The sequence below is a fragment of the Novosphingobium sp. genome, from assembly GCF_041905565.1.
Lineage (GTDB): Bacteria > Pseudomonadota > Alphaproteobacteria > Sphingomonadales > Sphingomonadaceae > Novosphingobium.
Map to the genome: position 1 here is coordinate 26,449 of NZ_JAYRKX010000013.1, position 15,191 is coordinate 41,639.

The 15,191-nt window shown below is 66.8% G+C and carries 13 protein-coding genes; 10 read left to right on the forward strand and 3 right to left on the reverse strand.

The features are described 5' to 3' along the window. The first annotated feature begins 61 nt into the window (after positions 1-61). Together ACE3N9_RS11405 and ACE3N9_RS11410 are read left to right on the forward strand one after the other, a co-directional pair. Complete coding sequence (locus ACE3N9_RS11405; protein WP_374283848.1) at positions 62-2,476, forward strand: TonB-dependent receptor; 2,415 nt, start codon at positions 62-64, stop codon at positions 2,474-2,476. Positions 2,477-2,582: 106 nt separating this feature from the next. Next, positions 2,583-2,975, forward strand: a complete 393-nt coding sequence (locus tag ACE3N9_RS11410; RefSeq protein ID WP_374283849.1) for a DUF4440 domain-containing protein — start codon at positions 2,583-2,585, stop codon at positions 2,973-2,975. 194 nt (positions 2,976-3,169) lie between these two features. On the opposite strand, the gene ACE3N9_RS11415 is transcribed toward ACE3N9_RS11410, so the two are convergent. Next, positions 3,170-3,805 (reverse strand): TetR/AcrR family transcriptional regulator, encoded by a 636-nt coding sequence (locus tag ACE3N9_RS11415; RefSeq protein WP_374283850.1) that lies wholly within the window; start codon positions 3,803-3,805, stop codon positions 3,170-3,172. Between the two features lie 18 nt (positions 3,806-3,823). Continuing rightward, on the reverse strand, positions 3,824-5,029 hold the full coding sequence (locus ACE3N9_RS11420; protein ID WP_374283851.1) for an acyl-CoA dehydrogenase family protein: 1,206 nt from the start codon (positions 5,027-5,029) through the stop codon (positions 3,824-3,826). A 78-nt stretch (positions 5,030-5,107) separates the two neighbouring features. On the opposite strand from ACE3N9_RS11420, the gene ACE3N9_RS11425 reads away from it, so the two are divergent. Together ACE3N9_RS11425 and ACE3N9_RS11430 are read left to right on the forward strand one after the other, a co-directional pair. Further along, complete coding sequence (locus ACE3N9_RS11425; RefSeq protein ID WP_374283852.1) at positions 5,108-6,235, forward strand: acyl-CoA dehydrogenase family protein; 1,128 nt, start codon at positions 5,108-5,110, stop codon at positions 6,233-6,235. Between the two features lie 111 nt (positions 6,236-6,346). Beyond that, positions 6,347-7,549 (forward strand): aromatic ring-hydroxylating dioxygenase subunit alpha, encoded by a 1,203-nt coding sequence (locus ACE3N9_RS11430; RefSeq protein ID WP_374283853.1) that lies wholly within the window; start codon positions 6,347-6,349, stop codon positions 7,547-7,549. 9 nt (positions 7,550-7,558) lie between these two features. Here the strand turns inward: ACE3N9_RS11430 and ACE3N9_RS11435 are convergent, their stop codons facing one another. After that, complete coding sequence (locus ACE3N9_RS11435; protein WP_374283854.1) at positions 7,559-9,163, reverse strand: GMC family oxidoreductase; 1,605 nt, start codon at positions 9,161-9,163, stop codon at positions 7,559-7,561. 97 nt (positions 9,164-9,260) lie between these two features. Between ACE3N9_RS11435 and ACE3N9_RS11440 the strand changes: the two genes are divergently transcribed. The 6 genes from ACE3N9_RS11440 (at position 9,261) to ACE3N9_RS11465 (ending at position 15,149) form a co-directional block, all read left to right on the forward strand. Next, positions 9,261-9,581 (forward strand): 2Fe-2S iron-sulfur cluster-binding protein, encoded by a 321-nt coding sequence (locus tag ACE3N9_RS11440; RefSeq protein ID WP_374283855.1) that lies wholly within the window; start codon positions 9,261-9,263, stop codon positions 9,579-9,581. 65 nt (positions 9,582-9,646) lie between these two features. Then, complete coding sequence (locus tag ACE3N9_RS11445) at positions 9,647-10,834, forward strand: aromatic ring-hydroxylating dioxygenase subunit alpha (protein ID WP_374283856.1); 1,188 nt, start codon at positions 9,647-9,649, stop codon at positions 10,832-10,834. A 10-nt stretch (positions 10,835-10,844) separates the two neighbouring features. Beyond that, entirely contained in the window at positions 10,845-12,341 is a 1,497-nt protein-coding gene (locus ACE3N9_RS11450) for a class I adenylate-forming enzyme family protein (RefSeq protein ID WP_374283857.1), read from the forward strand. A gap of 14 nt (positions 12,342-12,355) precedes the next feature. Next, positions 12,356-13,564 (forward strand): cytochrome P450, encoded by a 1,209-nt coding sequence (locus ACE3N9_RS11455; RefSeq protein WP_374283858.1) that lies wholly within the window; start codon positions 12,356-12,358, stop codon positions 13,562-13,564. Next, the gene (locus ACE3N9_RS11460; RefSeq protein WP_374283859.1) at positions 13,564-13,986 is read left to right on the forward strand and encodes a Zn-ribbon domain-containing OB-fold protein; all 423 of its coding nucleotides are present in this window, start codon (positions 13,564-13,566) and stop codon (positions 13,984-13,986) included. The genes ACE3N9_RS11455 and ACE3N9_RS11460 overlap by 1 nt, the downstream gene beginning before the upstream one ends. Further along, positions 13,983-15,149: a transporter gene (locus ACE3N9_RS11465; RefSeq protein ID WP_374283860.1), complete on the forward strand. Its 1,167-nt coding sequence runs from the start codon at positions 13,983-13,985 to the stop codon at positions 15,147-15,149. Before ACE3N9_RS11460 ends, ACE3N9_RS11465 begins: the two co-directional genes overlap by 4 nt. Positions 15,150-15,191: the final 42 nt, after the last annotated feature.

Consider the following 15,191-nt stretch of genomic DNA (forward strand, 5'->3'; position numbering starts at 1 on the left):
CGGACCGCGCGATGCGGCCGGCGCCGAGCGGCCGGAGCACGGCCGGAACCGGGAGGGATATATGTCGCTGCGCCTGAAGATTGCCGCTTTCGCCCTGTCCACTTCGCTGTTCACGCCGGTCACGGCCTGGGCCGAGGCGGCGCCGGCGGACGAGGTCACTGCCGACAACCAGGCCGAGATCATCGTCAGCGCCCGCCGCAAGGACGAACGCCTGGTCGATGCGCCGGTTGCGATCACCGCGATTGGCGGGGCGCAGCTGGAAGACAAGGCGATCACCCGCTTTTCCGACATCGCCACCCAGGTGCCGACCATGATCGCGGGCAAGGCGGCGTCGGGTTCCTCGGCCAGCATCTTCCTGCGCGGGGTCGGCTCGACCGCGCTCAGCGCCGGGTTCGACCAGTCGGTCTCGTTCGTGGTCGATGGCATGCCGATGAGCCGGGGGCGCGAAATCGGCCTGAGCCAGTATGACGTCCAGCGCGTCGAAGTGCTGAAAGGCCCGCAGGCGCTGTTCTTCGGCAAGAACACCACCGGCGGCCTGATCAGCGTGTCGACCAACAACCCCACCGACCAGTTCGAGGCCGGCCTGCGCGGCGGCTATGGCTTCGAAGCGCGCGACAAGTATGCCGATGGCTACATTTCCGGCCCGCTCGGCGACACGCTCAAGGCGCGCCTTGCGTTCCGCGTGTCGGACAGCGACGGCGCCTTCACCAACACCGCCGCCCCCAGCTATACCGATCCGCTCGGCATGACCCGCCAGCGCAATTCCGACCGGCGCGGCGGCGGGCGCACGCTGAGCGGCCGCGTGACGCTTGACTGGTCGCCGACCGACAGCCTCAGCTTCGTGCTCAAGACCGGCTACACCGACCAGAAGGACGGCGGCCCGACCGACTCGCTCGAACGGATCTGCGGCGGCGGACGGCTCGTGCCCTTTACTGCCAACGGCATTCCGCCCAGCCCGAACGCGGACTGCAAGATCGATGGCCGCTCGGACAGCTCGACCATCCCCACGGCGGTCGCCGCTGCCAATTACCGCTATGCCGGCGATGGGCACATGTATTCGCGGCTGAAGTCGGGCTTCGCGGTGCTCAACGCCAAGCTGACGAGCGACGTGATGGACGTCAACTCGATCACCTCGTACTACCGCTTCAAGCAGAACGACCTCAACAACGTCTCGGGCGAAGCCTATCCGGCAACCTTCAGCCAGCTGGCCGATTACCGCCAGTTCGGCGAGGAACTGCGCTTCCAGACCAAGTTCGACGGCGCGCTGAATGCGCTGTTCGGGGTGTTCTATTCGCACGGCAAGTTCGTGTTCAACACGGATGCCTACATCTTCCCGGTGCCGATCAGCCCGGTGACCAACACCTATACCACTTTCAAGCGCGACAACGGCTTCAGCTCGGATTCGATGTCGGCCTTCCTCCAGCTGACCGCCGCGGTGACCGAGCAGCTCGAACTGTCGGGCGGCGCGCGTTACAGCGTGGAATCGCGCAATTCGTTCCAGCAGTCGCTGCCGGGGCACCTCGCCTTCGCCGCCGCCTTCCCGGGCAACATGCGCCTGCAGGACCGTTTCCGCGACACCAACCTCTCGCCCGAAGTCACGCTGCGCTACAAGCCGTCGCGCGACCTGACGGTCTATGCCGCCTACAAGCAGGGCTTCAAGTCGGGCGGGTTCAACATCTCGCAGACGCTGACCGCCGCCGCGACGGTCGCCGCCGCGCACTATGGCTCGGAAGAGGCCAAGGGCGGCGAAGTGGGGCTGCGCTCGATCCTGCTGGATGGCGCGCTGGCGTTCAACGCCACGGCCTATCTCTATGACTACATCGGCCTGCAGGTGCAGAACTTCGATCCGGTGACGATCGGCCAGGTCGTGGCCAACGCCGGCAAGCTGCGCACCCAGGGGGTCGAAGCGGACTTCACGCTGAAGGTGCCGGGCCTCTCGGGCCTCAGCTTCCACGGCGCGGCGGCCTATAACAAGGCGACCTACCACGGCTATGTCGGCCAGTGCTATGGCGGGCAGACCGTGGCGGCGGGCTGCAACCTGCTGAAAGCGGCCAGCGGCGCCTTCACCAGCCAGGACTACAGCGGCCGCACCCCGCCCAAGGCGCCCCGGTTCGGCGGCGCGCTGGGCTTTGCCTATGAAATGCCGCTGGCCGACAACGGCATGAGCCTGACCCTGTCGGGCGACATGACCCACACGTCGCGCTACAACTTCACCGATACGCTGCGGCCCGATGCGGTCCAGGCGGCCTTCACCAAGTTCGACGCCGCGCTGCGCCTGAAGGGCCCGGACGATCGCTGGAGCGTGTCGCTGATCGGCCGCAACCTGACCAACAAGCTGGTCGTGACCGCCGCCAACGACATTCCCTTCGCCGGCGGCACGGGCACCGGCACCGCCGGGACCGGCGTGCTGGCCGACATGTCGGCCTTCGTCGAGAACCCGCGCGAAGTGTTCGTCGAGGTCGGCTTCAAGTTCTGATCACCCACCCCATGCAAGGGCGCGGATGGCGAGGCCGTCCGCGCCCCTTTCTTGTTCGGACGCCGGGGGCATTGACGCCCCGGCCCCGCTCTGGCCATGAGCGGCCATGACCACGTCACCCGATCTTGCCATCCGCCTGCGCCGCGCCGCATTCAACCGCGCGCTGGCCGAGGCTGACCTCGCCGCGATCGGCCCGCTGCTGGCGCCGGGCGCGGTGCTGGTCACGGGCACCGACAGCGCGGTGCTTTCCGGCCGCAAGGCGCAGCTGCAGGTGTGGAAGCGCGATTTCGCCGCCAGCCCGCGCCTGATCTATGCGCGCATTCCGGACAGCATCACCGTATCGGCGGTGGAGCCGATCGCGCTGGAACAGGGCAAGTGGCACGGCACCTCCAGCGCCAGCGGAGAGGTAATCGCCGCGGGTGACTATTCGGCCAAGTGGCGCCAGTCGGCCAGCGGCGACTGGGTGATCGAGGCGGAAATCTACGTCACGCTGGCCTGACCGGCGTTACCTCGCCGTGGCGCGCAGCGTTTCATTGAACGTGCGATGCGGCCTGCAAGAATACCTCGTCACCCCGGACTTGATCCGGGGGCCAGCTGCCTGCTCGGCCGTTCGGGGAAGGGCAGCGTCGCTGAAGAACAGCTGGATCCCGGGTCAAGCCCGGGATGACGCAAGGGGTGGGGCGACCTTGCCGTTCAGCCGTAGCGCGTCTTGAACCCGTCGAGCAGTGCGCGCAGCGATTCCTCGAACATCGCCAGCTGGTCTTGCGGTCCGGCCTGCAGCGCCTTGGCCAGGCGCGGATAGCGTTCCACGTCGAAGGCCGGCATCGCCGGCAGGTGATAGGTTTCCGCCGCCGCCGCGAACAGCGCGGTGCCGTAGGTCAGCTTCTCGATCGCTTCGACCACCACCATCTGGTGTTCCGCCGCATAGGGCGTGTCGACCAGCGAGTTTTCATAGGCCGAGAGCATCAGCGAACGCGGGAAGAAGCGCAGCATCAGCGGCGCGGCATTGGCATGTTCCAGGATCACCCGCAGCGTGGCGACCGACAGGCCGATCATCCGTTCTTCCCAGCTCGCCTCGGGGCTGGTGCTCTTGCCGATCTGGCGCAGCAGCTCGCGCGCGACCAGTTGCAGCAGCTCGTCCTTGTCCTTGAAATGATAGTAGAGCGACGGGGCCGACACCTTCATCGCCCGCGCCACCGATTGCACGCTCAGCGCTTCCAGCCCGTCGCGGTCGATCACGGCCATCGCCGCGGCCACGGCGGCTTCGCGCGTGATCAGCGGCTTGAGCGGCCGGCCCGCGCGGGTGCGTTGCTGCCTGGTTGCCGGCACTGTGGTTCCCCTAGACTGTCACAGGCCCAACTGGGCCTTGGCAATGATGTTGCGCTGGATTTCGTTCGAACCGGCATAGATTGAGCCGGCCCGGTCGTTCAAGTACTTGAGCGGGGCAATCGCCGCTTCGCGCGTTCCGCGCAGGCCCGGCGTGTGCGGGATCAGGTTGGGCCCGCCCGCCGCCCCGGCTTCTGGCTGGAACGCCAGGCCATAGGGACCGGCCGCTTCGAGCGCCAGTTCGGTCAGGTGCTGGCTGAGCTCGGTCCCCAGGATCTTCATCACCGACCCGCTCAGCCCCGGACGCCCACCGCGCGCGGCAGCGGTCAGCGCGCGCAGTTCATAGACTTCGAGCACGTCGACCCTGACCTGGGCTGCGGCCACCTGCGCGGCGAACAGCGGGTCGTCCAGCAGCCCGCTTTTCCTGGCAATCTCGCGGATCCGGGCCAGCCGGACCTGCAGCCCCGGGGCATAGGCGCTGCCGCCGCGTTCGAATTCCAGCAGGTACTTGGCCACGGTCCAGCCCTGGTCGATTTCGCCCACCACATTGGCGAGCGGCACGCGCACTTCGTCGAAGAAGATCTGGTTCTGGATATGCTCGCCCGATGTCATCACGATCGGACGCACGGTGACGCCGGGACTGTCCATCGGGATCAGCAGGAAAGTGATGCCCAGCTGCGGGCGGTCATACTGCCCGGTGCGGACCAGGCAGAAGATCCAGTTGGCGACATTGGCGTGGGTGGTCCAGATCTTGGTGCCGGTGCAGACCAGGTGATCGCCGTCGCGCACCGCCTTCATCTTCAGCGGGGCCAGGTCCGATCCGGCATGGGGTTCGCTGTAGCCCTGGCACCAGAAATGCTCACCCGTCAGGATGCGGGGCAGGTAATGGGCCTTTTGTTCTGCGCTGCCGTGCCCGATCAGCGCCGGGCCGCACATCGCAATGCCCATCGGCGAAAGCGGCGGCGCCCCGGCCAGCGCGCATTCGCGCGCGAAGATGAACCGCTGGGTCACGCTGAGCTGCGCCCCGCCGTGCGCCTTGGGCCAGTTGATTGCCGCCCAGCCGCGCGCGTGCAGCCGCCGCTGCCATTCCATCCCGGCTTCGTGATCGGCATAGACACTGGTCATCCACTGCCCGGCGGCCCGCAGCTCGTCAGTCAGTTCCGTATCGAGAAACGCACGCACCTCTTGCGCAAAGCGGCGATCCTCGTCACTCCATGCCAGATCCATCACGCCCTCCCTTTGATTGCCACGCAGTTTATCTTATAGCATTAGATAAAGAGGTCAAACACACCGATGGGACGGGTTATGCAATTCGAAGCGGGCGAAGAACAGCAGCAATTGCGCAGCGGGCTCGACCGCCTGCTGGCCCAGGCCAATGATCTGGCGGCCCGCACCGCCACCCTGCGCGGCGAACCGGGCTGGCGGCCCGAGCTGTGGCAGCGGCTGGCGCAGGACCTGGGCGTGCTGGGCGTGGGCCTGCCCGAAACGCTGGGCGGATTCGGCGGCGGATTTGACCAGCTGGTGGTGATGGAAGCGGCAGGGCGCGCGCTGCTGCCCGAACCGCTGGCGGAAACGCTGTTCCAGTGCGCTCCGCTGCTTGGCCATGGCGGCGCGGCGGCGCAGGCGCTGGCGGCCGAGGTGATCGCGGGCGATGTGCGGCTGGCCATGGCGCTGGGCGAAGCGGGGCTGCGCGATGATCTGGCGGCCATCGCCATGCCGGCGATGCGCAACGCGGACGGATGGACGCTGACCGGCGAAAAGCAGGTGGTGGTTGCCGCCCCCTGGGCCACCCATTTGCTGGTGCCGGTGCGGACCGGGGGCGCGGCGGGCGATGCGCAGGGCCTGTCGCTATTCGTGGTCCCGGTGGATGCCAGCGGGCTGACGCTGCACGAATACCGCATGCTGGACGAACGGCGCGCCGCCGACGTGACCTTTGCCGGGGTGCAGGTCGGCGCGGATGCCCTGATCGGGCCGGAAGGTGGCGCGTTGGCGCTGCTGGACGAATGGCGCGACCGCGCGGTTGCCGCCGCCAGCGCCGAAGCCAGCGGGCTGCTTGAACGGCTGGTCGACGATACGGTTGCCTATGCCCGGCAGCGCGAACAGTTCGGGCAGAAGATCGGCTCGTTCCAGGCGCTGCAGCACCGCATGGTCGACATGCACCTGCAGCTGGAACTGGTCCGTTCGGCCGCGCTGCTCGCCTGCCAGTCGCTGGACGGCGATAGCGCGGCGCGGGCCCGTGCGGCTTCGGCTGCCCGGATCACCACGGCGCAGGCCTGCCGCTTCATCGGCCAGAACGCGGTGCAGCTGCACGGCGGCATGGGCATGACCGATGAACTGGCGATCGGGCACTATTTCAAGCGCGCCACGGTGATCGAACGCAGCTTCGGCAGCGAGAATTTCCACCTCGCGCGGCGCGGCCGGCTGGACGGCTGAACCGGCGCCGGGGCGATTTGATCACGGTCAAGGACGGGCCTTTATCTATCACTATTAGATAAAGCTGCCAGGGCCGGGCGGAACCCGTCCCGCAGGGAAAGGACCGTCCGCATGACCGATTCGCAAGACCAGCCGCGCCGCCGCTATGGCATTCCGCTCAGCGCCCTGAGCGAGAGCCAGATCGACGCGATTCGCCGCATTCCGCGCCATGACCAGGCCAAGCCGCCGCGCATGCTGGAGCGCCGCCCGGTCGATATCTTCCTGTCGGGCGATTACTGGCAGATGGAAAAGGCGCAGATCTTTCGCGCCAAGCCGGTGGTGGTCGCGCCGTCCGCCCGGCTGCCCGATCCGGGCATGGTCGTGGCGCACGATGGTTATGGCATTCCGCTGCTGATCAGCCGCGACAAGAAGGGCCAGGTCCACCTGTTCCTCAACGCCTGCACCCACAAGGGCGCGGCCCTGATCGAGGACTGCGTGGTCAAGAAGTGGAGCACGATTTCCTGCCCCTACCACGCCTGGACCTTCGGCCTCGACGGCCGCCTGATCGGCGTCCCGCGCGAGGAAACCTACGCCGATTTCGACAAGGGCACGCGCCCGCTGACCCGCCTGCCGTGCCGGGAAAGCGGCGGGCTGATCTGGGGCGTCCTCGATCCCAAAGCCGAAGCCGACTGGTCGATCCTCGACGATCAGATCGCCAGCGATTTCGAGCATCTCGGCCTGCCGGACTGGCACGTTTACGGTCATCGCCGGTTCGATCTGAACGCCAACTGGAAGCTGGTGATGGAGCCGTTCCTCGAAGGCTACCACGTCCAGCGGCTGCACGTGAACTCGATCGGGCCGCAGGGGATGGACATGTTCGCCGATGTGGTTTCCGTCGTGGACCGGTTCGGGCTGCACACCCGGCAGACCTCGGGCCGGGGCAACTATGCGCCGGAAGTGCTGGATGATCCCGACATCAACGTGCGCAGCTACATCACCCACGCCTACAACCTGTTCCCCAACACGGTGGTGATCACCAGCCCCTACTACACCAGCGTCATGGTGATCATGCCGGTGGACGAGGGTCACAGCCGGGTCGACTATTACATGCTGACCGAAGGCGCGCCGGACAATCCCAAGGCCGAGGAACTCTACGCCAAGTCCTTCGCGATCATCCAGGACGTGTTCGGCAACGAGGACTTCAAGGCGAGCGAGTTGTGCCACCGCGGCCTCGCTTCGGGCGCGGTGCCGGACGTGATCTACTGCGGCATGGAAGCGCCGATCCCGCAGTTCTACGAAGGGATCGAAAGCGTGATGGCCAAGGCCGCCGAATAGCCCTCGGGATCAGCCGCCGGCCCGGTCCCGCAGGATCAGGTCGGCGGCACGCCAGGCCATGGCCATGGTCGGGCCGTTGGTGTTGCCCGACGGGATCACCGGCATGATCGCGGTGTCCATCACGCGCAGGCCCTCCACCCCGCGCACCCGCAGCGCCGGATCGACCACCGAGGCTTCGTCCTTGCCCATGCGGCAGCTGCCCACGGCATGATAGCCGCAGGTCCCGAACTGGTCATAGGCGGCGAGGATCTCGTCGTCGCTCTGGTAGGCCGGGCCGGGCGAGGTCTCCTCGGCGATCAGCGAGGCGAGCGGCTCGGTCGCCAGATAGCGCCGCACCGCGCGGACCAGCGCGACCATTTCGTCGCGGTCCTGCTGGGTGGCGTGGTGGTTGGCCGAAAGGCTGGCCGCCGCCTCGGGATCGGTCGTCGAGATGTGGATGGAGCCCTTCGACGTCGGCCGCAGGGTATAGGCCGTCACGTGCATCCCCGGCACTTTTTCCACCTGGGTGCGATCTTCCATGTTGAAGCTGAACGGCGCGACCAGGATCTGCGCGTTGGGGCGGTTCTGCCCCGGATCGGTCTTGAGCCAGCCGACGATTTCGTAGCTCGCCGCCGACATCAGCCCGTCGAGGCCGAGGAAGTACTTGAGCGCGTTCTTCACCACGCGCCAGCCGCCGTACTGCTTGTTGTGCGAGATGTCCGCCTTCAGCCGGCTCTGGATCAGGATCGCGCGGTGCTCGATCAGGTTCTCGCCGACCTGGGGATTGGCATGGACCAGCGGAATGCCGAGGCGTTCGAGCAGCGCCGGATCGCCCACGCCAGAGCGCTCCAGGATCGCCGGACTGGCCAGCGCCCCGCCGCACAGGATCACCTCGCCATCACAGGCAATCTCGCGCGGCTGGCCGTCTACCATGGCCCGCACGCCGACGGCGCGCTTGCCCTCGAACAGCACCTTGTCGACCGTGGCGCCGGTCAGCACGGTCAGGTTGGGGCGCGCCATCGCGGGTTTCAGGAAGGCGGTTGCCGCGCTTTGCCGCTTGCCCTTGTAGACCGTGCGCGGGGCATAGCCGATCGCCACTGCGTCATCGGGCTCGTTCATGTCGAGCTTGCTGCCCCAGCCGAGCGCATGGCCGGCGGCAATCTGCGCCTCGCTGAGCGCGTCGCGGTGGGTCGGCAGGGTGATGCGGATCGGCCCGGCCCCGCCGCGCGTTTCTGCCGCGCCCAGCTCGTGATGCTCGAGCGCGGCATAGGCCTGGCCGATATGCTCCCAGCCCCAGTCCTCGCTCGACAGTTCCGCGATCCCGTCGAAATCGGCGGGCATCCCGCGCACGTACATCATCCCGTTGATCGAGGTCGATCCGCCCAGCACCTTGCCGCGCACCCAGTACTCGGGCTTGTTGGCGGTGCTGGCTTCGGCGCGGCTCTCGTGCGGCCAGATGTGGCTGGGATCGGCCATCACCTTGGCGATGCCCTTGGGCATGTGGATCAGCGGATGGCGGTCCGCCGGCCCGGCTTCCAGCACCAGCACGCGGTTGGCCGGATCTTCCGACAGGCGATAGGCCAGCACGCAGCCCGCCGCGCCGGACCCGGCGATGATGTAATCGTAATCAGCCATGCACCTCTCCAGCGCCGCATATCCCTCGCGGTCATTATCTAATTGACATAGATAATACGCGCGCGCAACCGTGACGCACAGGGAAAGGAGCGGATGGATGGTACGGATAGTGTTCCGCGATGACGCGGGCAATGCGGCCGAGATCGAGGCGCGCGCCGGGCAATCGCTGATGGAAAGCGCCAAGGCCGCCGGCATCGCCGGGATCGAGGCCGAATGCGGCGGCTCGATGGTCTGCGCCACCTGCCAGGTCTATGTCGCGCCCGACTGGGTCGAGCGCCTGCCCCCCGCCAGCGCGATGGAGGCGGAGATGGTGGAATATACCCGCCACCCCCGGCCCACTTCGCGCCTGTCGTGCCAGATCACGGTCACGCCCGAACTCGACGGACTGGAGGTCACCACCCCGCCCAGCCAGCGCTGATAAAATCTATTGGCAATAGATAAACCGCCTGTTACGCTCGGGCCATCGGGAGAAGGAACGAATCCATGAACGCAACCGCCGCCGCCAGTCCGGTCCAGCGTCCGCTGTTCCAGACCATCGACATGCTGACCGCCAGCCAGCAGCGCGCGATCCGCGCCATCGCCCCGCACGACCAGGCCCACGTCCCCGCGATCGAGGCGCGCCGCCCGGTCGCGATGTTCACCGGCGATGCGTTCTTCCAGCTTGAGCAGGAACGCCTGTTCCGCCGCCAGGCCGTGCCGATCACCATTTCCGCCCGGATTGCCGAACCCGGCAGCAGCGTGGCCCACGATGGCTACGGCGTGCCGCTGCTGGTCACCCGCGACAAGGACGGGGCGGCCCACGTTTTCCTCAACGCCTGCACCCACAAGGGCGCCAAGCTGCTCGACGGCTGCGAAGTGGCCAAGGGCAACCGCCTGACCTGCCCCTATCACGCCTGGACCTTCGGCACCGATGGCAAGCTGATCGGTGCGGCGCGGCCCGAAACCTTCGTCAATCTAGACAAGGGCGCGCGGGGCCTGGCCGAGTTGCCCAGCCGCGAAGCCGGCGGGATCATCTGGGCGATGCTGGACCGCCATGCCGAGCCTGATTTCAGCGGGGTGGACGAACAGCTTGCCGCCGATTTCGCTGCCTTCGAGCTGCCCGATCTGCACGTTTACGGGCACAAGCAGTTCCACCTCAATGCCAACTGGAAGCTGGTGCTCGAACCCTTCCTCGAAGGCTATCACGTCCAGCGGCTGCACGCCCGCACGGTCGGCCCGCTGTTTGCCGACGTGCCCAACGTGGTCGATAGGCTCGGGCTCAACATCCGGCAGATCTCGGGCAAGATGCAGTTCACGCCCGATTGCCTCGACATTCCGGGCGAGAATATCCACGCCTCGGTCACTCACGCCTATAACGTGTTCCCCAACTGCGTGATCGTCACCAGCCCCTATTACATCTCGGTGATGTTCCTGATGCCGACCGCGCCGGACAAGACCACGGTCGACTATTTCATGCTCACCCGCCGTCCGCCCGACAATCCCAAGGGCGCGGAACTTTACAGGAAAAGCTACGAGATGATCATCGGCGTGTTCGGCGGCGAGGATTTCTACGCGGCCGAAATCAGCCATGCCGGGCTGCGCACCGGGGCAATCGACGAGGTGGTCTATTCCGGGCTCGAAGCGACGATCCCGCTTTACTACGACATCCTCGACGGCGTGCTGGAAAAGTGAGCGCGCGCCCATGCTGACGATCCCCAGCGCCTTGCAATGGTGGGCCAAAAGCCGCCCGGATACCCCCGCGCTGGTGCTGGGGGAGGACCGGCTGACCTATGCCGAGCTGACCCCCTGGGTCGACCGGGTGGCCGCCCGGCTGATCGAACTCGGGGTGGAAACGGGTGACCGGATCAACACCTGCGCCGCCAATTCGATCGAATATGTCGTGCTGGCCTTTGCGGCGATGCGCGCCGGGGCGATCATGGCCCCGCTCAACACCCGCTTCACCGCGCACGAGCTGGCGGAAATCGTCGCCGACCACGGCTCGCGGCTGATCTTTGCCGATGCCGCGCAGGCGGAAAAGTTCGCGGACTGCGGCGTGCCCGTTCACGCAATCGACGAGGTCACGGCGCTGCGCCACAGCCGGGCGACGCACCCCGTGCGCGATATTTCGCCCGACAACTGCGTGGTGATCATTTCGACCAGCGGGTCGACCGCCAAACCCAAGGGGGTGATGTTCTCGCACCGCACCATGCTGGACTATGCCATGGCCTCCGCGATGGAAGACGGCGCGATGCGCGACGGCGGCGGGGTGATCATTGTTGCCCCGCTGGCGACTTCGGCGGGCATGGTGCAGGTGGTCCATTACACCGCGCTGGGCTGCACGCTGTACCTCGAACCGGTGTTCGTGGCGCAGCGGTTCCTCGACATCCTGACCAGTGAACCGATCGTCAGCTTTGCCGGGGCGCCCGCCTTTTTCGAGCGGATCGCCGAATGCCCCGGCTTTGCCGAGGCCGACCTGTCGCACATCAAGGTGGTCATGGCCGGCGGCGCGCGGGTGACGCGCAAGCTGTTCGATACCTGGGCGGCCAAGGGCCTGATCATCCGCCAGACCTATGGCCAGACCGAAGCCGGGGGCAATTCCACGGTGATGCCGGCGAAATTCGCCGGGCAGTTCCCGGAAAAGGTCGGCTGGGGCGGGATGTTCACCCACCACCGCGTGGTCGACGGCGCGGGCAATGACGTGCCGCACGGTGTGGAAGGTGAAATCCTGATCCGCGGCCCCGGCATGATGCTGGGTTACTGGAACAACCCGCAGGCCACCGCCGAAACGATCCGCGATGGCTGGCTGCACAGCGGCGATATCGGCACGATCGACGAGCTGGGGCTGATCACTTTCATCGACCGGCTGAAGGACATCATCGTGTCGGGCGGCCTCAACATTTCCGCTGCCGAGATCGAGCGCGCGGTGCTGGAATTTCCGGGGATCGAGGAAGTCGCGGTGATCGCCGCGCATGACGACCGCTTCCAGGAAACCCCGCTGGCGGTGGTCTATGCCCGGCAGCCGGTCGATGTTCCGGCGCTGATCGCGCACTGCAACCGCCGCCTCGCCGATTACAAGGTGCCGCGTTACGTCGCCGTGCGGGATGAACCGCTGCCGCGCCTCGCCACGGCCAAGATTTCCAAACCCGCGCTGCGTGAGGAATACCGCGACGCGCATCTCACCCTTCCCAAGGTTCGTTGAGCAGAAGGACCGTCATGGCCAGCCTCGCCCCCGTCATTCCCGCGCATGTCCGCCCCGAACAGGTGTTCGATTTCGACATCTATGCCGATCCGCGCATCGGCGATGACGTGCAGGGGACCTATTCCGCCGCGCTCAAGGGCGCGCCGGACATCTTCTGGAGCCCGCGCAACGGCGGGCACTGGGTGGTCCAGCGCCACGATCTGATCGCCGAAGTGGTCAAGAACCCGGCGGTGTTCTCGGCGCGGGAAATGCAGATCCCGCGGGTGGAAAATCCGCCGTTCTTCATCCCGCTCAGCGTCGATCCGCCCGAAAACGTGCCCTATCGCCACGTGCTGATGCCCAAGTTCAGCCCCCGCGCGGTGGCGGAAATGGAAGGCAGGATGCGCGCGCTGGCGGCGGATATCGTCGCCAGCGTCGTGGACAAGGGCAGCTGCGATTTCGTCCACGATGTCGCGGCGCGCTTTCCGGTCTCGGTGTTCATGGAAGTGATGGGCCTGCCGCTGGACAAGCTGCATGAATTCCGGGCCATCGCCGATACCTATTTCAAGGCCCGCACCAGCGAGGCGATCCAGGCCAGTTCGCAGCAGATCTTCGGCATCTTCAACGAACTGATCGCCTATCGCCGCGAGACGCCGGGCGATGACCTGATCACCCATTTCCTCACCGTCGACATGGGCGGTCGCCGCCAGCTCAGCCAGGACGAGATCCTGGCGATGTGCTTCGTGCTGTTCCTGGGCGGGATGGACACGGTGACCAATGTCACCGCCTTTACCTTCCAACACCTCGCCGGCGATCCGGCCTTGCAGGCGCGTCTGGCCGCGCAGCCCGAATTGATGCCGCGCTTTGCCGAGGAAGGGCTGCGGATGTTCGGGGTGATCGGCACGCCGCGCCTGGTGGTGCAGGATTTCGACGCGCACGGCGTCTCGTTCCGCTCGGGCGAGATGGTGCTCTGCGCGCTGTGGCAAAGCGGGCGTGACCCGGCCAAGCTCGACGATCCCGACCGCTTCGACATCGATCGCACGGACATGCCGCATTACAATTTCAGCACCGGGCCGCACCTGTGCCTGGGCCACGCGCTGGCCCGCGCCGAAATGCGTATCCTGGCGGAAGAATGGCTCAAGCGCGTGCCCACCTTCCGCGCCGTGCCCGGCGTGCGCCACGGCTTTCGCATCGGCACGGTGATCGCGATCGAATCCTTGCCGCTGGAGTGGGACCCGGCCTGATGTCCCATTCGACCTATCAGACGGCGACCGGCCCGATCGGGGCGGAAGGGCCCTATTGGGACGGGTTGCTCGCGGGCAAGCTGCTGCTGCCGCGCTGCACACACTGCGGGGCCTGGCACTGGCCGGCGGTGTGGCGCTGCGGGATGTGCGGTTCGTGGGACCACGAATGGCTGGAACGCGAGCTTGCGGGCGAGGTGTTCAGCCATACCCGCACGCACCACCGCTTTGGCGGGCTTGAACACTTCCCGCTGCCGTTCAGCACCGCCTTGGTCACTTTGAACGGCCTCTCGGTGCGTTTGATCGGCGTGGTCGAAGGCGATGAAACCGGCCTCAGGATCGGTGCGCCGGTGACCGGGCGGATTGACCATACCATGTTCGGAGAGGCGCGGATTCCCGCCATTCGCTGGAGGCTTGGCGCATGATCGACCCGCGCGGAAAAGTTGCCGTGGCCGGGCTCGGCTACCGCCAGTACAAGCGCGGCAGCGCGCCCTTGCCGGAACGCGGCGTTCTGGTCCAAACCATTGTGGATGCTTGCGAAGATGCCGGATTCGACCCCGCGCTGATCGACGGTTTCGTCTCCTACGGCGATGACAAGAACGAACCCGTCCGCCTCATGCCCGACCTCGGCACAAAGGAACTCAACTGGTCCGCCCAGGTCTGGGGCGGCGGCGGCGGCGGGGTGGCCGGGGCCTTCGGCCTCGCCTCTGCCGCGATCCTCACCGGCCAGGCCCGCGCCGTCGTGGTGTTCCGCGCCCTGGTCGAAGGCAGCAGCGGCCGCCTTTCCGCCGCGGTCATGGCCCACCACCTCAACGACCACATGGTCTCCGCCGGGCTGGTTGCACCCGCGCAAATCTGCGCCATGCGCGCCCAGCGATTGTTCGAATACCACGGCGTTCCGCAGTCGGTCTGCGAGGAACTGATCCGCGCCAACTACTTCCACGGCAGCCGCAATCCCGAGGCGATCGCCTATGGCAAGCCGTTCGATATCGCGCAAGCGCGTACCTCGCGGTGGATCGCCGAACCCTTCCGCCTGTTCGATTGCAGCCGCGAAAACGACGGCGCCGGGGCGCTGCTCCTCGTCTCGTCCGAGCTGGCCAAGGACCTGCGCAAACCGCCGGTCAAGCTGCTATCCGTGGCGCAGGGCACGCAGAAGGGGTGGGGCGACCTGCTCGAAAACGACGATGCGGACCTTTATCCGACCGCCGGTTTCGGCGCGATCCGCGAGCGGCTCTATGGCCAGGCGGGCCTGACCCCGCAGGACATAGACGTGGTCCAGTTGTACGAGAATTTCAGCGCCCAGGGCGTCGCCTCGCTGATCGACCATGGCTTCTGCACTTACGAGAACGTCGCCGAAGTGATCCGTTTCGACAACCTGGTCGCGCCGGGCGGCAAGCTGCCGGTCAACACCTCGGGCGGCAACTTTGCGCAGGGCTTCGTGCACGGGATCGGCTGCGCGGTCGAGGCGGTACGGGTGCTGCGCGGGGAATCGGCCAATCCCGTGCCTGATGCGCGGACCTGCCTGCTGGCCGGCGGCCCCGGCGCGCCGACGATCAGCTCCGCGATCTTCGGTACCGGCGACTTCTAGCGATCTAGCTGGATCCAGCGCGCCCCTCGCAGCCTGCGCGGG